The organism is Streptomyces sp. NBC_00887, assembly GCF_045207585.1.
Genome location: NZ_CP108788.1, coordinates 1574647 through 1593360, shown reverse-complemented (window position 1 = coordinate 1593360; position 18714 = coordinate 1574647). Strand labels below are relative to the sequence as shown.

The window sequence follows — 18714 nt, the reverse complement described above, 5'->3', positions numbered from 1 at the left end:
CCGGCCCGGGTTCACCGGTCCGGCCACGCGGTGAGCCGCAGGCCGCTCTCGAAGCGGTGCGGCGTGCCCGTGACCGGATCGGTGAACTCCAGCACCCTGGCCAGCAGTTGCATGGGCCGCGTGTAGTCGTCACGGTCCTGCTCCGGTTCCACCACCGGATAGACGGGATCGTGGACGAGCGGCAGCCCCAGCGCGTTCATGTGGACCCGGAGCTGATGGGTACGCCCCGTGGCGGGCAGCAGCCGGTAACGGCCGAACCCGCCCCGGTGCTCCAGGAGCTCGATCCGGCTCTCACTGTTCGCCTCGCCCGGCTCCTCGCGCGCGGCGATGACCCCGCGCTCCTTGACGATCCGGCTGCGCACGGTGCGGGGGAGCGTCACACCCGCGTCGTACGGTGCCACGGCCTCGTACTCCTTGCGCACCAGCCGGTCCCGGAACAGGGTCTGGTACGCCCCCCGCTCCCCGGGCCGTACGACGAACAGGACGAGCCCCGCCGTCAGCCGGTCGAGGCGGTGGGCGGGCTGCAGCTCCGGCAGATCCAGCTCCCTGCGCAACCGGGCCACCGCCGTCTCGGTGATGTGCCGGCCGCGCGGAGTCGTGGCGAGGAAGTGCGGCTTGTCCGCGATGACGAGGTGCTCGTCGCGGTACACCACACCGACGGGGAACGGCACCGGATCCTCCGGCGCGAAGTCCCGGTGGAACCAGAGGTACCGGCCCGCTGTGTACGGCTCGTCGCCACGCACCGCACCGCCGTCGGCCCCGACGAACAGCCCCTCGGCGAGCATCGCCTCCACCCGCCGCGCCCCGACCGCCCCTGCGAACCGGTCCAGCAGATGGTCCCGGACGCATCCCCAGACCCCGTCCGGGTCCTCCGGCAGCCTCACCCGCACCGGATCGATGCCGTCCCGCTGGGGCAGCGGGGCGGCGGGGGGCTTCGCCCGTCCTCTCATCGCGTCGGTCCTTGTCATGGGTGGGGGCCTGGAGGACTGCCCATCATGGCACCGCCCGGTTGCCGGTGACCTCTGACAGCGCGCCCCCCGGTGCTGCCGATCGCCGATCGCCGAGCGCCTGATCGAGATCGGCGTGCTCGACCGGCTCAAGGGCGACCGGACACGGTGCGACCCGGCATGCAGCCCGGTTCCCCACAGTTGCCTGCTTGCGGGGCAGTTGCTGGGTGGGACGGTGGTCCCGGTATCAGCCGCTACGGCGCGGTGGTGCTCGAGGTCGTCGTGCTCAGCCTTGAGCCGGCCAAGGGGTGAGCGAGGGACGGCGGCGAGCCAGGACCGCTACGCCTGCACCAGCTCGTCCGGGAATCCTGGCCGGGTGCTCGGAGCGCGCCGAGGCCACGTCCCGGCACTGCAGCGCGCCGGCCGCCCCGCCGCCGCTCCGGCCCCACCCGCCTGCCAGAGTGCCCCGATGCTTCTGAATCCTGAGAAGACCCAGTTCATTCGGGGGGCCACCCCTGTGCTCCTGCTGTCCGTAGCCCCGGTTCATGGCGTTCTACCCGTTCTGGCCGCACCTGACGGCGCGGTACCCCGGCGCGAGGGGTGGAACATCGTCTCCAAACTCACCCTGTGTGTCGTGGACGGGCCCGGCGAGGCTGGGTTCATCATCCCTGCCGCAGCGGCCCCGGTCATCGATACGGGCAACGGTGCCGAGGCCGGCGAAATGGGCGACTGGTGCACGGACACAGAACGAGCCGGTGGCGCCGTCGTCCTGTCACTCGACGAACTGCCCGAGGTGCTCGATCGGGCCTACCTGGTCGGCTCCGGCTCCGCCCACGGGGGCTTCATGGCGAGTCTGAACTGACGTCTGGGGGCGTGACACCCGTGTGCGCAGCAGACCTTCCCGAAGGTCTACCGGCGGCTTCACCCCCAGCACCAGGTGGAATGCCGACGCGCGGAGGCAATGAGCGAGCCTGCGGCCTTGGGGCGGGTCTGGAGCCGGTTGCGTACCCGCGGTCGGCTGGGAGCGGGCGGGCCGGTGGTCTTGGTGAGGGTGCGGATGTGGTCGGTGAAGCCAGGGGCAGGCAGGGGGAGTTCGAAGTCGCCGATGGGGCCGACGGCTGCGGGGACGTAGTCGAGTACGGCGCCTACCACCTCCGGCACCGGAGCCGGTTCGGATTCGGTTTTGAGTGCGCCCAGGATGCGCAGAGCAGTGGGCAACAGGCTCGCGTCGGTAGTCGTTACGGCGTGCAGTGCGTCGGTGACGGCATCGGACACGTCGTTCTTGATGCGGGGCTCTGCGTCGGTGGAGTCGTCGCTGGAGGGCAGAGCGCTCTGGATCTGCTCGGTCTGTTCGTGCCACCAGTCGGCTTCACCGTGCTCGCCGAGCGCGAGGTGGTGGAGGTACAGGCAGTAGGAGGCTGCAGGGTCTCCGGCGCCGGCCGCGTACTGCCACCAGAAGCGGGCGTTCTCTTCGGACTCGGCGAGCTGGAGGATGCAGCCCAGGACCCGGGCGCCCGGGGGCTCGGGGAGTTGCGGGGTGAGGAAGGTGTTCAGGGTGCTGAGGGCGGTTTTGCGGGTGACGACGGCTTCGCAGAGGGTGTTCAGGTTCTGCGCTGCCTGCTGCTCCGTCGGCTCTTCCGGGACAGCAGCGGGTGGCGCCGGAGGCGCGGCGGCGGGTGGTGTGCTCGTGTGGATGCGAGCGATGAGGCGGGCCTCGGCGGCGTCGATGTCTTCTTGGGTGTAGGGGGTGGTGACCAGGCGGGCTCGGGAGAGGAACTCCGTGATGTGGGGGGTCATCGCCGTCCTTCCATGGTGTGGTCGGTGCCCAGGATGTCGCGCAGTCTGCGCGTTGCGTGGCGGACCGTGGATCGGACGGTAGCGCTGGTGATGCCGAGCGCTTCGGCGACCTGGGTCGCGTTGAGTGCGTGGAGGCAAGTCATCACCATGACGTCGAGCTGGCGTTCGGTGAGCTGGCGCATGGCGCGCATAAGTGCGAGGGACTCGGTGATCTGGCCGTACGGATCGACGGCGTCGCGCAAGGCGACCGTGTTGAAGGCCTCGTCGTCGAGCAGTGGGGGCCGGCGGTTACGGGCGCGGACGTGGTCGGTGACCTTGTTGCGCATGACGGTCCAGGCATAGCCGTCCGGATTGTCGCTGCTCAGGACTTTGCCCCAGGAACGGTAGAGCTGCTCGAAGGCGCTGTCGGTCGCCTCCTCGGCGTCGTGACGGTTGTGCAGGAACGTCTCGGCGTAGTGGACGTAGTGCGGGCGCTTCATCCGGTGGAAGGCAGTGAAGGCGTGGTCGGGGGGCTGCTGTGTCATCGGCTCGCCACCCCGCCGGGTGCAGTGTCGGTTCTCGGTCACCGCCCTTCCTTCCCGTCGTGGGGGCGGCGGCTCATCTCGCTCACCCCGGCCCGGACGCCTGCGGCTGCCAGACGGCGAAGCAGCGTGATGGCGTCCTGACCGAAGACGCGGATCGTGACAGCCAGCATCATCAGGTCACCTACGAGTTGGATCGTCACAGGCGCAGGCCTCTGCTCGTACGAAGAGCCGGGCGGATTTCTCAAGCCCGGGAAGTGCGCGGGTTGTGCGCCCTTCACTTACAACGACGCCACCCAATGGCCAGGTGTGCAGGGGTAATTCGAGAAAGGTTACGCAGCGCCAAGCCTTGGTGACACACAGGTGTTCCCTACTGCTTATCCAGAATCAATAGCCATCCCGCGCCACCCGAACGCCAGAGCTACCACCAGCAAATTCATCGTACGATCAGCAATTTGCGTAAATTTGCGCGAATGCAGCAAACTTTTGGAGTGATGTAGCTCACGCTTCGACAAGGTTCGGAACCTACGTGCCGGCGCGGTGGCCTCTTCGTCCGGCGTCGGCCGATCTGATGCGCCTGGCCTCGAGACAACAAGTACGGTTGCAACCGCATAACCCCTTTGCCGTGATTCCGCTGCGAGAATGCGCTTCATGGTCAGCGTCGAAGAGTGGATCCGGGCTCGGAGAGGCCTGTGGTTGGGGCAGAGGCTTTCAGGGACGGTGACCGCGGTTCCGAATCCGGGTGCGACGGGGATCTTCGTCGACATCGGCCTTCCGGTTGGCGGGTTCGTCGACGTGCTGCTGCTTCCGTCCGCCGCGGAGCGCTGGCCGACGGTGGGGACCGTGGCGGAGTTCGAGGTCTGGTGGGCCGATATGCGGCCGCAGGTGCGACTCAAGCCCGTAGTGCGCCAGTTCCTGCGCGAGGACTTCGACGAGTGGCTGGCCCAGTGGCGGCCGGGCTGGCCTGAGAACGTGCCCGTGGATCAGGCGTGGGTCGAGGCAGATGCGGCGGCCCGGCGGGATGCCGGTGAGGTCGAGGAGACGCTGCGCGCGGCCGGATGGCGGCCGGAGCGACGCGTCCCCGTTCAACAGTGGCGCGAGAGGCTGGAGGCAACTGGGCTGGTGCGGTTGCATGAGGCCGCCGACCGCTTCCTGACGGAGTTCGGAGGTTTGGACGTCCAGATCAGCGGGCCGGGCATCACCTGTGCGAGAACGCCCTTCACCTTCGATCCCGAACTCGCGGTGGGCGAGGAGGACCGATTCGCAGACTGGAGCTCGACGGTGGGACGGGACATCTTCCCCATCGGTGAACTCGACGAGGGCAGATTCTTCCTCGGCATCGACGAGACCAGCGAGATCTATCTGATCGAGACGTGGATAGCGACGTTCGGCCCGGCCCGGGAGGCACTGGAGAAACTCGTCCTGGGCATATCTCCACGGCGTATCGGTTGAGGTGAGTCGCCATCGCATACCGTGCAACGGCAGTGGTGCTCCGAACCGGCTGTCTCAACACGCCTCGTCAACAGGGGTCCTGCCCCAGCGACTTGTCCGACGCCCGCTGAGACCCGCTGGTCCACGTCCGTCGCCTGGCGTGCGGCGCGACGAGCGAAGGGCCTGGACATAGGCCGGCCTCACAGCTCGGCCGTCAGGAGCCGAGCAGCCGCTCGTACTCCTCCTGCGTGACCGGAAGTACCGTGCCGTGCCGGGCGCCCGCCGGGAGTGCGTAGTCCGCGGACATCGTCCACCTGCCCGAGTCGAGGTCGTCCGTCTCGAACGGTACGTAGCCGCGCCCGCCGAACTCGTCGATGAGGAGGTACCACGTCTCCTCGGTGTTGGACCTGAAGACCGCGGGGCCCTCGCCCCGGTCGACCGAGCCCTTACCGATGCAGTCGGTCACGAAGCCGTACGAACGGGATGTGAGGTCCTGAGACTTCTCCGCCGTGATGAACTTGGAGCACGGGGTGTCCGACGACGGGTTCCGCTCGTCCTTGGTGAAGCGGTAGTAGCTGCCGTCGTGGCGGATGACCGTCGAGTCGATCACCGAGTACCCGGGGTCGTGCCACACCTCCGGCTCGGTGAAGGTGCGGAAGTCGCGCGTGGTCGCGTACAGCATCTTGTTGTAGGTGCTGCCGGTGTGCTCCGGGTCGTCCGCCGCGTAGATCTTGGAGGCCCAGAAGACGACGTACGAGCCGAGCTTCTCGTCGTAGTACGCCTCCGGGGCCCAGGTGTTGCCGGCGGTGTCGGGCGCGACCTCCACCAGGCGCCGGTCGGTCCAGTTCACCAGGTCCGTGGACTCCCAGACCATGACCGATCTGCTGCCGGTGCGCTGGACCTGGTCCCAGCTGCCGCCCGCGCCGCCGTACATCCGCAGGTCGGTGGCGATCTGGTAGAACTTGTCGCCCTCCGGTGAGCGGATGACGAACGGGTCGCGGAGCCCCTTGGTGCCGAGGTCCGAAGTGAGCACCGGCTCGCCGCCGTTCAGCTCCTGCCAGTGCAGCGGGTCGTCGCCACGGCTGAGCGACATCCGTATCTGCTCGCCGTCCTCGGTGCCCTCGCCCGTGAAGTAGCTCATGGCGTAGCCGGTGTACGTCCGCTCCTGCGGCAGTTCGGGCACGGCCGCGGTGAAGGTACGGCGCGCGGCCGCCCTGCCCCGGGTGACCAGGGCGGTGAGCTCCACGCTCGTCGGTCCCGCACCCGGCGCCGGGCGGTGCACGATGCCCGTCGCGTCGATGACCCGGGGCCGGTGGGACCTCCACGTGACGGTGGTGCCGTGGGCCCCGGCGGCGGGCAGCGTCAGATTGCCGCGCACGTCGGCGAGGTCGTGCACCGTGAGCGCGGCCGCGGCTTGCGAGGTCGCGGCCCCGTCGCTGATCCCCGCGGGTCCGGCGTGGGCGGGGCCGCTGCCGGGGAACGCGAGCAGGCCGACGACGAGGGACAGGAGAGGCAGCAGAGGGGCAAGGGCTCTTCTCGCGGGGTGCGGACGCATGTCTCTCCCGAAGTCGTTCGGAATACCGGACGCTGTTCGTCAAATCGGACCGACGCTAGGGGTGTTGAGGGCCCTCGTCAAGGGTCGCGGACGAATTCGCACGCCCTGTAGAAAGCGCTTGCCGACCCGCGTAGGGTCCTGCCCGCTGAATCCATTCAATCCGTTGACGTCCAACCCTGAATCACCCAGCCCCGAATCACCCAACCCTGAATCACTCGACCCCGAATCACTCGACCCCGAATCACTCGACCCGGAGGAGCCTCGCCATGCGCCGAGCCGGAACACTCCTGCTGACCGCCTGCACCGCCGCTGCCGCCCTGACCGCCCTGGCGGTCACTCCCGCGGTGGCCCAGGGCCGCACCGCCGCCGGGCCGGACGGCCTGGACCGCTGCACCGGGACGGCCCCGGTCGTCTGCCACTTCGACGTCGCTCCCGGTACGTACCGGGTCCGGGTCCTTCTCGGAGGTGTGGAGGCCGGCTCGACGGCGGTCACCGCCGAGACGCGAAGAGCCGTGCTCGCCGAGACCCCGAACGCGGCCGGTGAGACCCTGCGCCGCAGCTTCACGGTGGATGTGCGCGAGCCGGAGGGCGAGCCCACGGGGCCGGCCGGCAGCCCCGGACTGGACCTCGCCTTCGGCGGCACGGCACCGCGGCTCGCGGCACTCCGGGTCGAGCGGGTCCGCACGCCCCAGATCCTCCTCGCGGGCGACTCCACCGTCTGTGACCAGCCCGGTGAGCCCTACTCGGGTTGGGGGCAGCAGCTCCCGCAGTACCTCACGGACCGGCTCTCCGTCGCCAACTACGCCGACTCCGGGGAGAGCTCGCAGACCTTCCGGGACAACCCGGCCCTGTTCCCCGCCCTCCGGGCCCGAATCCACCGCGGCGACCTCGTCCTCATCCAGCTCGCCCACAACGACAAGCAGACCGACCGCGCCACCTACCGGGCCAACCTCACCGCGATGATCGAGGACGTGCGCGCCGAGGGCGGCCGGCCCGTGCTCGTCACCCCGATCGTCCGCCGCTGGTTCAACACCGACGGCACGCTCGACAACGGCACCGCGCTGATCGTCAACGGCCTGGGCGTGGACCTGCCTGCCGAGGCGCGCACCCTCGCCGCCGAGCAGGACACCCCGCTCGTCGACCTCACCGCCCTGACCAGGGCGAGGGTCGAGGAGCTCGGCCCCGAGGCCTCCAAAGCCCTCTACCTCTACAACGAGAAGCGCGACAACACCCACACCTCCACGCGAGGCGCCACCGAGTACGCCGCGCTCGTCCTCGGTGAACTGCGCGCCCAGCAGCTCCTTGCGCCGCGCACGGTCCGGTGACCCCGCACCCCGACGAAAGGCCATCGCCGTGAACCATGCCGAAATGCCCAGCCGCAGGGCCGTGCTGAGGGGAGCCCTGGGTGCGGGAGCCCTCACCGCCGTACCAGGCGTCGCCCACGCCGCGGCGCCACGCGCCCCGTACCGCAATCCACTGGTCGAGCAACGTGCCGACCCGCACATCACCCGGCACACCGACGGCCGTTACTACTTCACCGCCAGCGCCCCCGAGTACGACCGGATCATCCTGCGTTCCTCCCGCACCCTGCGCGGCCTGAGCACCGCCGAGGAAGCGGTGATCTGGACCCGGCACACCACCGGGGACATGGCCGCCCACATCTGGGCGCCGGAACTCCACCGCATCGGCGGCAAGTGGTACGTCTATTTCGCCTCGGCGCCCGCGGACGACGTGTGGAGGATACGGATCTGGGTGCTGGAGAACGCGAGCGCCGACCCCTTCCGCGGCACCTGGACCGAGAAGGGGCAGCTTGCCACGGCCTGGGACACGTTCTCGCTCGACGCCCACACCTTCACCCACCGGGGAGACCGCTACCTCGTCTGGGCCCAGCACGAGCCCGGCCTGGACAGCAACACCGGGCTCTTCCTCTCCCGGATGGCCGGCCCGTGGAAGCTGACCGGGCCCCAGATCCGCCTCAGCACACCCGAGTACGACTGGGAATGTGTCGGCTTCAAGGTCAACGAAGGGCCCGCGGTGATCAAGCGGAACGGCCGCGTCTTCATGTCGTACTCCGCGAGCGCGACCGATGCCAACTACTGCGTGGGCCTCCTCACCGCGGACGCCCGCAGCGACCTGATGAACCCTGCCTCCTGGACCAAGTCCCCGGAGCCCGTCTTCACCAGCAGCGAGGAACGGGTCAGTACGGCCCGGGCCACAACTCCTTCACCGTGGCCGAGGACGGCCGCACCGACGTGCTCGTCTACCACGCACGGCCGTACCGGGAGATCGCCGGCGACCCGCTGCACGACCCCAACCGGCACACCCGGATCCAGCGGCTGGCCTGGAAGGCGGACGGCACACCGGACTTCGGCATCCCGGTGGCCGACTCCGAGTGACATCCGGAACCGGCCCCGCCCACCGGTGCCGGGACCCGTCCGCGGCATTGACGCGCCCCATGTCCCTGCCTATCTTGCGTTCGAAGTTCTGGGCAACGTCCGATATATCGAACAGTGAACTCCTGGAGCATCCATGCCGTACCCGCACCTGTGGCCCCGGCTCACCGTCCCCGTCGTCGCGCTCCTCCTCGGAACGCTGGTGGCCGCACCCGCCCGCGCCGACGGCACCGCACCGGTGGCCGAGCCGACCGACTACTCCCTCACCGTGCACCCGGACCGCACCGGCCCCACCATCGACGACACGATGTACGGGGTCTTCTACGAAGACATCAACCACGCGGCCGACGGAGGGCTGTACGCCGAACTCGTCCAGAACAGATCCTTCGAGTACGACCGTGCCGACAACGCCGCGTACTCGGCCATGACCGCCTGGAGTCCGACCGCGGTGTCCGGCGGCACGGGGCAGGCCCTGACCGTGGACGACGACGACCGTCTGAACGAACGCAACCGCCGGTACCTGCGCCTCGACCTCGCCGGCGGCGCGGGCGGACAGGCCGGTTTCGGGGTGACCAACTCGGGTTACAACGAGGGCCTGCGCATACGCCGGGGCGCCCGCTACGACTTCTCCGTCTGGGCGCGCACCGACCGGGCCGAGGGCACCGCGCTGACCGTCGGAGCGACCGCCGCGGACGGCACCGCGCTCACCGCACCGCTGCGCATCACCGTGCGTGGAGACCGCTGGGCGAAGTACACGGGCACCCTCACCGCCCGCACCGCGGCCGCGGACGGCCGGCTCACCGTGACGGCCGGCGGCAGCGGCACCGTACGGCTCGACATGATCTCCCTCTTCCCCCGGGACACCTACAAGGGACGGGCGAACGGCCTCCGCAAGGACCTCGCGGAGAAGACCGCCGCACTGGAACCCGGCTTCCTGCGCTTCCCCGGAGGCTGCCTCGTCAACACGGGAAGCCATGAGGCGTACGAGGCGCCCGGCTGGGAGCGCAAGCGCTCCTACCAGTGGAAGGACACCATCGGCCCGGTCGAGCAGCGTCCCGTCAACGCCAACTTCTGGGGCTACAACCAGACCTACGGCCTCGGCTACTACGAGTACTTCCAGTTCGCCGAGGACATCGGCGCGATGGCGCTGCCCGTCGTGCCCGCACTGGTCACCGGCTGCGGCCAGAACAAGGCGACCGACGACCCGGACCTGCTGCAACGGCACATCCAGGACGCGCTCGACCTGATCGAGTTCGCCAACGGCCCGGCCGGCTCCACCTGGGGCGCCAAGCGCGCCGCCATGGGCCACCGCGCGCCGTTCGGACTCACCCACCTGGAGGTCGGCAACGAGGAGAACCTCCCGGACGAGTTCTTCACCCGCTTCACCGAGTTCCGCGAGGCCATCGAGGCCAGGTACCCGGACATCACCGTGGTCAGCAACTCCGGCCCGGACGACAGCGGCACCACCTTCGACCGCGCCTGGCAGCTCAACCGTGCCGCGGACGTCGCCATGGTCGACGAGCACTACTACAACAGCCCGCAGTGGTTCCTCGAGAACAACGCCCGCTACGACACCTACGACCGCAACGGCCCCGAGGTGTTCCTCGGCGAATACGCGTCGCTCGACAACCGCTTCTCCAACGCCCTTGCCGAAGCCGCCTTCATGACCGGCCTCGAACGCAACGCGGATGTCGTGAAGCTCGCCTCCTACGCCCCGCTGCTCGCCGACACGAGCGACGCGCAGTGGCGCCCGGACATGATCTGGTTCGACAACGAGAAGTCATGGGGGTCGGCGAACTATGAGGTGCAGAAGCTCTTCATGAACAACGTCGGCGACCGGGTCGTGCCGAGCACCGCCTCCACCACACCCGCGGTCTCCGCGCCGATCACCGGCGCCGTCGGGCTGTCGACCTGGGCGACCAGCGCCGCGTACGACCACGTCGAGGTCACCGGCGAGGACGGCACCCCTCTGCTGAGCGACGACTTCTCGGCCGGGGACGCGCAGTGGACGAAGGCGGCGGGCTGCGGCGCCTGGGCCGTCGAGGACGGCGCGTACGTCCAGTCCGACGAGAGCGCCGAGAACACCCTGGTCACGGCCGGCGACACCGGCTGGCAGAACTACGACCTGCGGGTCAAGGCGACGAAGAAGGCGGGCAAGGAGGGCTTCCTCGTCGCCTTCGGGGTCAAGGATACCGGGAACAAGTACTGGTGGAACCTCGGAGGCTGGGGCAACACCCGCTCCGCAGTGGAGAAGACGGTCGACGGCGCCAACCAGACGATGACCGAGGACAGCACGAAGATCGAGACGGGACGCGCGTACGACCTCAGGATCCAGGTGCGCGACCGGCAGGTCACCCTCTTCCTCGACGGGAAGCAGTGGGGCACCTTCACCGACGACAAGCCCGCCGAACCCTTCCGGCAGGTGGTCACCCGGGACGACGCCACGGGCGAGCTCGTGGTCAAGGTGGTCAACGCCCAGGCGTCGGATGCCAGGACCAGGATCGACCTGGGGGCGAGGCCGGCCTCGCGGACCGCCCGGCTGACCACGCTCCAGGCGGCCCCGGACGCGGTGAACACCGCAGACGACCGGCAGGTGGCGCCACGGAAATCGACCCTGAGGGTCGACGGACGCGTACTCACCCACACGTTCCCGGCGCACTCCGTGACCTTCCTGCGCATCAGGGAATAGGGCCGGAACAGCGAAAACCCCCAGGGTGACCTGGGGGTTTTCTGCTGGTGTCCGAGGGGGGACTTGAACCCCCACGCCCGATAAAGGGCACTAGCACCTCAAGCTAGCGCGTCTGCCATTCCGCCACCCGGACCGGGTGTGTGTCGATCGGGCAGGGCCCGTTCCGACGTGGAAAACCATAGCAAACATTCGGGGGTGCTCGATCACGCCCCATGGTGTGAAAGGCACGTAACGAGGAGCGGGCGGTCTTGGGTGTGCGGGGCAGGCGCGCGAGGATGAGGGGGAGCACCACCGCGACAGTGGAAGGAAGCAGCGTGAGCGAGACCAACACGACTCGGACCGTCTCCGGTGAGGATGAGGTCGTGGACCTCTGTCGTGACCTGATCAGGATCGACACCAGCAACTACGGCGACCACTCGGGCCCCGGGGAGCGGCTCGCCGCCGAGTACGTCGCCGAGAAGCTCGCCGAGGTCGGGCTGGAACCGAAGATCATCGAGTCCCACAAGGGCCGGGCATCCACCGTGGCCCGGATCGAGGGCGAGGACCCCTCCAAGCCCGCGCTGCTGATCCACGGGCACACCGACGTGGTCCCCGCCAACGCGGTCGACTGGACGCACGACCCGTTTTCCGGCGAGATCGCGGACGGCTGCGTCTGGGGCCGGGGCGCGGTCGACATGAAGGACATGGACGCGATGACCCTCGCGGTCGTCCGCGACCGCATGCGCAGCGGACGCAAGCCCCCGCGTGACATCGTGCTGGCCTTCCTCGCGGACGAGGAGGCGGGCGGCACGTACGGGGCGCGGCACCTCGTCGACCACCACCGTGACCTCTTCGACGGCGTCACCGAGGCGATCGGCGAGGTCGGCGGCTTCTCGTTCACCGTCAACGAGAACCTGCGGCTCTACCTGGTGGAGACCGCGCAGAAGGGCATGCACTGGATGCGGCTCACCGTGGACGGCACGGCCGGGCACGGATCCATGACCAACAACGACAACGCGATCACGGAGCTCTGCGAGGCCGTGGGCAGGCTCGGCCGCCACAAATGGCCGGTCCGGGTGACCAAGACCGTGCGGTCCTTCCTCGACGAGCTGTCCGACGCGCTGGGCACCCCGCTCGACCCGGAGGACATGGAGGCGACGCTCGCCAAGCTCGGCGGGATCGCCAAGATGGTCGGCGCCACCCTGCGGAACTCCGCCGCCCCGACCATGCTCGGCGCCGGGTACAAGGTGAACGTGATCCCCGGACAGGCCACCGCGCACGTGGACGGGCGCTTCCTGCCCGGTTACGAGGACGAGTTCCTGGCCGACCTCGACCGGATCCTCGGCCCGCGGGTGAAGCGCGAGGACGTGCACGGCGACAAGGCGCTGGAGACCAGTTTCGACGGCTCCCTGGTGGACGCGATCCAGCTCGCGCTCAAGGCCGAGGACCCGATCGCCCGCGCCGTTCCCTACATGCTCTCCGGCGGTACCGACGCGAAGTCCTTCGACGACCTCGGCATCCGCTGCTTCGGCTTCGCCCCGTTGAAGCTGCCGCCGGAGCTGGACTTCGCCGGCATGTTCCACGGTGTGGACGAGCGGGTGCCGGTGGACGGCCTGAAATTCGGCACCCGGGTGCTCGACCGCTTCATCGACCATTCCTGAGGTCCTGGAGCAGAGGGCGCGCTGCCGGCAGCCGAATTCGCCAGCGTGTGCGTACCTCACCGGAAAGGATGAAAGGGGTCGCGCACTCGTAGCCCCCCAACTCCCTCCTCGTTACAGGTGATGCGGTCCGCGGCTGGGATCGCACTTGTCAACCAGGAGGAATAATGATCAAGAAGGTCGTCGCGGTCGCGGCTGCTACCGGTGGTCTCGTGCTCGCGGGTGCGGGTATGGCTTCTGCCGACGCCGGCGCCCAGGGTGCTGCCATCGGCAGCCCCGGCGTGCTCTCGGGCAACGTTGTCCAGGTCCCGGTCCACGTTCCGGTGAACGTGTGCGGCAACACCATTTCCGTCATCGGCCTGCTGAACCCGGCCTTCGGCAACGTCTGCGTCAACAGCTGACGTTGAACACCAACCCGTAAGGGTGTGAGTCCGGTCGGCCCCGGAGTGCGCCATGCACTCCGGGGCCACTGGGCATTCGGCCCTCGCACGGCTGTGCCGAGGGCATTCGGAAGGCAGAAGGCAGGAAACGAACCTATGCGACAGGTCACACGTAAAGGCCTGATCACCATGGCAGCGGCGGGCGGCGTGCTCGCGCTCAGTGGTGGCTACGCACACGCCGACTCGGGAGCCGCAGGCGGCGCGTCGAACTCACCGGGGGTGCTGTCGGGGAACTCGATCCAGGTCCCGATCGACGTACCGGTCAACGTCTGCGGAAACTCCGTGAACGTCGTCGGCCTGCTCAATCCCACGGGCGGGAACGACTGCGGAAACGGATCGGCGGACGCCGGTCCCGGCCACTCCAGGGAAGACGGCGCCTCGTCCGGTCACGGACACGGCAGGTCCGGCTCCGGCAGCCGGGCCTCCGGGCACGAGGGCCTGGGCGGCGGAGAGGGGACCGGCAGGCACCGCGCCCCGGGCGCCTCCGCTCAGGGGGAGGCGAAGGGGTCACCCGGTATCGGCTCCGGCAACCAGGTGCAGGTGCCGGTCGAGATCTCCGTGAACGTCTGCGGCAACAGCGTCACCATCGGTGGCCTGCTCAACCCGGTCTTCGGCAACAGTTGCGAGAACGACGCGGAGGTCAGCCCTCCGCCCGTCGTACCGCAGACGCCCCACACCCCCGAGGAGCCGGCCCTGCCGCCCGCGCAGGTTCCGCCCGCTCCCGAGGCCCAGCTCGTGCCCGGCCCGCAGCTCGCACAGACCGGTGCGGGCGGGCTCGACCTGCTGGTCCCGGCGAGCGCAGGCCTGCTGCTCGCCGGTGCGGGTACGGTCCTGTACCGCCGCTCGCGCAGCGCCGCATAACGGCACCGCGACTTCGGCGTACGGCGTCGTTCAGGGAGCGGGTTCCGCAGGCGCGGGACCCGCTCCGCGCTACCAGGTGGCCCGGAGCTGGCGGATGATCCGGCGGCGCAACCGGACGCGGCGGCTGCCGTCCAGGCGCAGGGTCAGGCGGTCCAACTCCCAGTGCCCGTACTCGGCATGGTCGGTCAGCAGGCGGGTCGCTTCCTTGCGGGAGACCCCGCGCGGCACGTACACGTCGACAAATTCGTATTCCGGCATCGCATCTATTGTGCGTGCAGAGCCCCGGTACGGATAGCGTCTGCACTATGTCTGATGCTGCGCAGCCCACCGCTGCCGAGGTACGCGCCGCCGCCGATGCAGTCAAAACCGCGCTCGACCGCCACCTCGAGGCGGTCGAACGACGTACGGGGGACGACGACCCCGCTGTTTTCGACGCGTTCAACGCACTGGCCGCTGCGGCCGAGGTCTACGACGAATTCCTCTACGACCGCTACGACGAGGTCACCCCCTTCGAGATCCCCGGCGCTGAGGACTCGCTGCCGCCGTACGCGGGTCCGGAGGAGCCGCACGCCCTCAGTGTGCTGATCAGGCGCGACTACGCGGTGGTGGAACCCCCGCGGCTGCTGGCCCAGGCCCAGCGGCTCGCCGACCTGGACCCGGACCAGCACGACAGCGACACCGTGCCGGTGGTCGGCACCAGCGTGCATGCCGCGCTGGGCGTGCTGTTCGGCGAGTACGAGGTGGACGAGATCGCGTCCCGGCACAAGGAATTCGGACTGGAAGAGGGCGACTCCACGCTGTGGGTCTCCGCAGTGGACGAGCTTCCCGAGCCGGGGGAGTGGCTCGGGGCACCGTTCGACGACGCCGATCCGGCGCAGGTGGTCTGCCGCTTCGACGTCAGCTCGGTCTTCGACGAGGACGAGCTGGACGGAGACGCGGACGTGTCGGTGGTCGGCGGCTCCTGACTCCGCGGACGAAGGCCCCGGCGCGCACCGGGGGCCTTCGTCGGGCGGTCCGGGGCACGCCGGGGTTCCCTAGGACGCGTCCGGGGTCGGCAGCGCCTCCAGCAGGGGGCGCAGCCGCGTCGTCCGCTCCTGGGCGGGGATCTCGGCGACCGCGCGCGGCAGTGCCTGGTCCACGCCGTGCACCACGGACAGGTGGTGCTCACCGCGGCTGAACGCGGTGTACACCCATGGGCGGCTCAGGCCCTGAGCCGCATCGCCAGGCAGGACGACGACCACGGCGGGCCAGCGCATTCCGGCCGCCTGATGGGCGCTGAGGGCCCAGCCGTGGCGTACCGACGACTCCACCGCGTCCGGGGGTACGACGACGGGGGTGCCCGCACAGTCCAGGTGCAGTCCCTCGGCGTCGGCCGAGACGACCGAACCCGGAACGGTCCTGCCGGGAGCCGGTACGTGGACGACCCGGTCGCCCGGGTCGAAGCCGCCGAATCTGCCGGGGCCCGGATTGAGCCGCTCCTTGAGCGCCGCGTTGAGCGCCTTGGTGCCGGCGGAGCCACCGTGTCCGACGGTGATCACCTGCGTGTCGGACGAAGGCACGCCGATGGCACGCGGCACCGAGTCGGCGACGAGCTGCACGGTGCGGTGGACCGCCTCACCCGCATCGCGGACGGGGACGATCACGACTTCCCGGCCCGGCGCGTCGACCTGGGTGAGCTCACCGATTCCGATGCCCGAGACGAGTTCGCCGATCGGTCCGGGGTCCGGTGTGCGCGACACCACCTGCGGGCAGGCGCGTGCCGCCAGCACGTCCGCGAACACCCGGCCCGCACCGGCGGAACCCAGCACACCCGGGTCGCCGCTCAGCACCAGCCGGGTCCCGTCGGCGAGGGACTCCACCAGCATCGCGGCGGTCTCCACATCGAGCTGCGGCGCGTCCAGCACGACCAGCAGGTCCAAGGCGAGGGCACCGTCAGTGTCCCGTCCGGGGCCCGACGCACCGGAGAGCAGATCCAGGAGGGTGACCGCGGTCCGCGGATCACCGACCGCGGTGGCCAGCCGGTGCCTGCCGTCCACACTGTGGGTCGCGCCGAGGGCGCGCAGTCCCAGGCCCTGCGCGGCGGCGACGAGGGCGGCGGGTTCCGCCCGGGCACTCTCGCCACCGCTGTGGGCGACGAGTCCGGCGGTCGCCACCGTCCTGATCAGCTCGGCCGCCGAGGGCGACGGGGCGGCGTCAGCGGCCTCCGTCCAGTCGGCGCCCTTCTCGCAGGCGTTGACCAGCCGTGCCAGGCCGTCGGCGAGGCTCTCCTCGGCCAGCGCGTACCGGTCGAGGCCCAGTAGGACCTGTACCGGCTCCTGCTCGTCGTGTGCGTCCTGAGCGCCGTCCTCGTCGTCCCCCTCCGACTCCTCGGCCTCCGCGGCGTCCGCGGGGTCGAGGCCGTCCTGGAAGACGAGCACGACACCCTCGGCGACGGCGTGCTCGACGGCGGCTTCGGGATCGGTGACCGCGCGCTCGGCCAGTGCCGCACGTACCTGCGACGCGTCCAGTGCGGTATGGCCCTGGAGGGCGGCACGCTCCAGCAGCCAGCCCACGAGCGCCGCCGTGCGCCGCTCGTCGTCCGGGCCGCACTCCGCCCCGAGCAGAGCCCTGGCGAAGCCGTCAGCCTGCTCGGGGCGGACCCCGGGCACGGACAGCAGCTGCCAGGGGTCCTCGCGCAGGAGACCGGCGGCCTGTTCGCCGAGCGTCACAGCAGCCGGCCGTGCCAGGGCCTCGGGCGCGCCGCCCTCGGCGAGCACCGCCGCGACGGCGCCGGCCGCCTCGGGGGAGGCGCTGTGCGTGGGCTGCTGTCCGGCGGGCCGGGGCCGGGCGGCAGCGGGTACGGACGCGGGTCCGGTGGCGGCCGGGCGGGGCGCGGGCGCCGACGCGCGCGGCTCGAAGAACGCGGTGCCGGCCTTCTCGCCGCTCTCGACGGCGCGCACGGCCGCGAGCAGGTCGGCAGCCGGGCCGCTCAGCTTCGTACCGGCGGCGATGGGTCCTTCCTTCTCCGCCTTGCGCTTCTCGATCCGCTCCCGGAGCTCGCGCTGAGCCGCCAGCTCGATCTCGGCCTCCGAGAGCGCGGGATCCGCGACGGTCCCGGGCGTGCCGCCGGCCTCGGTGCCGCCGGAAGCCTCGGCGTCTGCGGATTCTGCGGAGGGCTCGAGGTCGGCCGAGGCCTCGGCGTCCGCGGCGGTCTCGGACTCTGCGGAGGCTTCGGGGCTCGCGGGAACCTGCTCCGCACCGCCCTCCGCGGCCCCGTCGTCGCCGGGCGCACCGGAGGCGCCGACGGCGTCGTCGGAGCCCGCGTCCTCGCGGTCCTCGTGGTTCTCGGCCGCGGGGTCCGGGGTTTCCCCCCGGGGAAGGGCAGTCACAGCGTGCTCCAGTCCTGGTCGGGATAGCGGTGCACGGGCGCCGACACATCGTCGAGCGCCTGGCAGATCTCGTCAGGAAGACTAAGCGCCTCCACTGACAAGGCCTCGGAGAGTTGCTGCGCGTTGCGCGCGCCGATGATCGGGGCCACCACTCCCGGGCGGTCCCGCACCCAGGCGAGCGCGACCATGAGAGGTGTCGTGGCGAGGCCGTCCGCGGCTGTGGCCACCGCGTCCACGATCCGGCTCGCAGGTTCGTCGAGATACGGCTCGACGAAGGGGGCGAGGTGCTCCGAGGCGCCCCGTGAATCGGACGGCGTGCCGGTGCGGTACTTGCCGGTCAGTACCCCGCGGCCGAGCGGGGACGAAGGCAGCAGCCCCACTCCGAGATCCAGTGCCGCGGGCAGCACCTCCCGCTCGATGCCCCGCTGCAGCAGTGAGTACTCCATCTGCGTGCTGGCCAGCCGGGTACGCAGACCGGGCGCCGCGAGCTGCCAGGTGGCCGCCTTGGCCAGCTGCCAGCCGCTGAAGTTCGACACTCCCGCATAGCGGACCCGTCCCGAGGACACCGCCAGGTCCAGTGTCTGAAGGGTCTCGTCCAGCGGAGTCACGGGGTCGAAGGCGTGGACCTGCCACAGGTCGACGTAGTCCGTCCCGAGCCGCTCCAGGGACGCGTCGAGCGCGGCCAGCAGATGCCCGCGCGATCCGTCGAAGCGGCGGTACGGATCGGGCACGCTGCCGGCCTTGGTCGCGATGACCAGATCCTGCCGGGGCACCAGGTTGTCGACGAGCCGCCCGAGGAGGTACTCGGCCTCCCCGCCGCCGTACACATCGGCGGTGTCGACCAGCGTGCCGCCGGCGTCCCAGAAGGCTTTCAGCTGGTCGGCAGCATCGTGCTCGTCGGTGTCCCGGCCCCAGGTGAGGGTGCCGAGCCCGACCCGGGACACGCGAAGGCCGGTACGGCCGAGATGCCTCTGCTCCATGGGCGCTGAGATTACTGGCCAAGGCCCCACAGGGTGGAAGCCTGTGGACAACCGAACTGAGGGCCGTCCAGCCTGCCGGATCCCCGGCATGCGCG

General features: G+C 70.2%; 15 protein-coding genes, 1 tRNA gene and 2 pseudogenes. 9 read left to right on the top strand and 9 right to left on the bottom strand.

Going from position 1 to position 18714, the window contains the following annotated elements; genetic code table 11:
- Positions 1-11 precede the first annotated feature (11 nt).
- On the bottom strand, positions 12-950 hold the full coding sequence (locus tag OG844_RS07235) for an RluA family pseudouridine synthase (protein ID WP_406388907.1): 939 nt from the start codon (positions 948-950) through the stop codon (positions 12-14).
- Between the two features lie 466 nt (positions 951-1416).
- On the opposite strand from OG844_RS07235, the gene OG844_RS07230 reads away from it, so the two are divergent.
- Positions 1417-1809, top strand: coding sequence for a hypothetical protein (locus OG844_RS07230; RefSeq protein ID WP_406388905.1), 393 nt, complete (start codon positions 1417-1419; stop codon positions 1807-1809).
- A gap of 59 nt (positions 1810-1868) precedes the next feature.
- Here OG844_RS07230 and OG844_RS07225 read toward each other — a convergent pair whose 3' ends face one another.
- Genes OG844_RS07225 through OG844_RS07215 form a run of 3 tightly spaced genes read right to left on the bottom strand, consistent with a single transcriptional unit; the run spans position 1869 to position 3468 of the window.
- Complete coding sequence (locus tag OG844_RS07225) at positions 1869-2744, bottom strand: hypothetical protein (protein ID WP_406388903.1); 876 nt, start codon at positions 2742-2744, stop codon at positions 1869-1871.
- A complete protein-coding gene (locus OG844_RS07220; RefSeq protein ID WP_406388901.1) occupies positions 2741-3268 on the bottom strand; it encodes a sigma-70 family RNA polymerase sigma factor in 528 nt (175 codons plus the stop codon). The genes OG844_RS07225 and OG844_RS07220 overlap by 4 nt, the downstream gene beginning before the upstream one ends.
- Before the next feature lie 38 nt (positions 3269-3306).
- Positions 3307-3468, bottom strand: coding sequence for a hypothetical protein (locus OG844_RS07215; protein ID WP_406388899.1), 162 nt, complete (start codon positions 3466-3468; stop codon positions 3307-3309).
- 517 nt (positions 3469-3985) lie between these two features.
- Here OG844_RS07215 and OG844_RS07210 point away from each other — a divergent pair.
- Positions 3986-4717, top strand: a complete 732-nt coding sequence (locus OG844_RS07210) for an SUKH-3 domain-containing protein (RefSeq protein WP_406388898.1) — start codon at positions 3986-3988, stop codon at positions 4715-4717.
- A 202-nt stretch (positions 4718-4919) separates the two neighbouring features.
- Here OG844_RS07210 and OG844_RS07205 read toward each other — a convergent pair.
- Positions 4920-6131, bottom strand: a pseudogene (locus OG844_RS07205) (immunoglobulin-like domain-containing protein); the annotation flags it as partial.
- 386 nt (positions 6132-6517) lie between these two features.
- Here OG844_RS07205 and OG844_RS07200 point away from each other — a divergent pair.
- From OG844_RS07200 to OG844_RS07190, 3 genes and pseudogenes are all read left to right on the top strand, one after another.
- Entirely contained in the window at positions 6518-7576 is a 1059-nt protein-coding gene (locus OG844_RS07200; protein WP_406388896.1) for a rhamnogalacturonan acetylesterase, read from the top strand.
- Between the two features lie 43 nt (positions 7577-7619).
- Positions 7620-8647: pseudogene (locus OG844_RS07195) on the top strand (family 43 glycosylhydrolase).
- Positions 8648-8780: 133 nt separating this feature from the next.
- Positions 8781-11333, top strand: coding sequence for an alpha-L-arabinofuranosidase C-terminal domain-containing protein (locus tag OG844_RS07190; protein ID WP_406388894.1), 2553 nt, complete (start codon positions 8781-8783; stop codon positions 11331-11333).
- Between the two features lie 45 nt (positions 11334-11378).
- Here OG844_RS07190 and OG844_RS07185 read toward each other — a convergent pair.
- Positions 11379-11466: transfer RNA gene (locus OG844_RS07185), tRNA-Leu, on the bottom strand.
- Between the two features lie 181 nt (positions 11467-11647).
- Here OG844_RS07185 and OG844_RS07180 point away from each other — a divergent pair.
- The 3 genes from OG844_RS07180 to OG844_RS07170 all read left to right on the top strand — a co-directional run bounded on the left by OG844_RS07180 (position 11648) and on the right by OG844_RS07170 (position 14271).
- On the top strand, positions 11648-12973 hold the full coding sequence (locus tag OG844_RS07180; protein ID WP_406388892.1) for a M20/M25/M40 family metallo-hydrolase: 1326 nt from the start codon (positions 11648-11650) through the stop codon (positions 12971-12973).
- 164 nt (positions 12974-13137) lie between these two features.
- Entirely contained in the window at positions 13138-13371 is a 234-nt protein-coding gene (gene chpH, locus OG844_RS07175) for a chaplin ChpH (RefSeq protein WP_406388891.1), read from the top strand.
- Between the two features lie 135 nt (positions 13372-13506).
- Positions 13507-14271 (top strand): chaplin family protein, encoded by a 765-nt coding sequence (locus OG844_RS07170; RefSeq protein ID WP_406388889.1) that lies wholly within the window; start codon positions 13507-13509, stop codon positions 14269-14271.
- 69 nt (positions 14272-14340) lie between these two features.
- Here the strand turns inward: OG844_RS07170 and OG844_RS07165 are convergent, their stop codons facing one another.
- Entirely contained in the window at positions 14341-14529 is a 189-nt protein-coding gene (locus OG844_RS07165) for a DUF5703 family protein (RefSeq protein ID WP_185301746.1), read from the bottom strand.
- A 47-nt stretch (positions 14530-14576) separates the two neighbouring features.
- Here OG844_RS07165 and OG844_RS07160 point away from each other — a divergent pair, with 47 nt between their 5' ends.
- Entirely contained in the window at positions 14577-15236 is a 660-nt protein-coding gene (locus OG844_RS07160) for a hypothetical protein (protein ID WP_384603578.1), read from the top strand.
- A gap of 69 nt (positions 15237-15305) precedes the next feature.
- Here OG844_RS07160 and OG844_RS07155 read toward each other — a convergent pair whose 3' ends face one another.
- Both OG844_RS07155 and OG844_RS07150 read right to left on the bottom strand, forming a co-directional pair.
- Entirely contained in the window at positions 15306-17639 is a 2334-nt protein-coding gene (locus OG844_RS07155) for a helix-hairpin-helix domain-containing protein (RefSeq protein WP_406388887.1), read from the bottom strand.
- Positions 17636-18619 (bottom strand): aldo/keto reductase, encoded by a 984-nt coding sequence (locus OG844_RS07150; protein ID WP_406388886.1) that lies wholly within the window; start codon positions 18617-18619, stop codon positions 17636-17638. The genes OG844_RS07155 and OG844_RS07150 overlap by 4 nt, the downstream gene beginning before the upstream one ends.
- Positions 18620-18714: the final 95 nt, after the last annotated feature.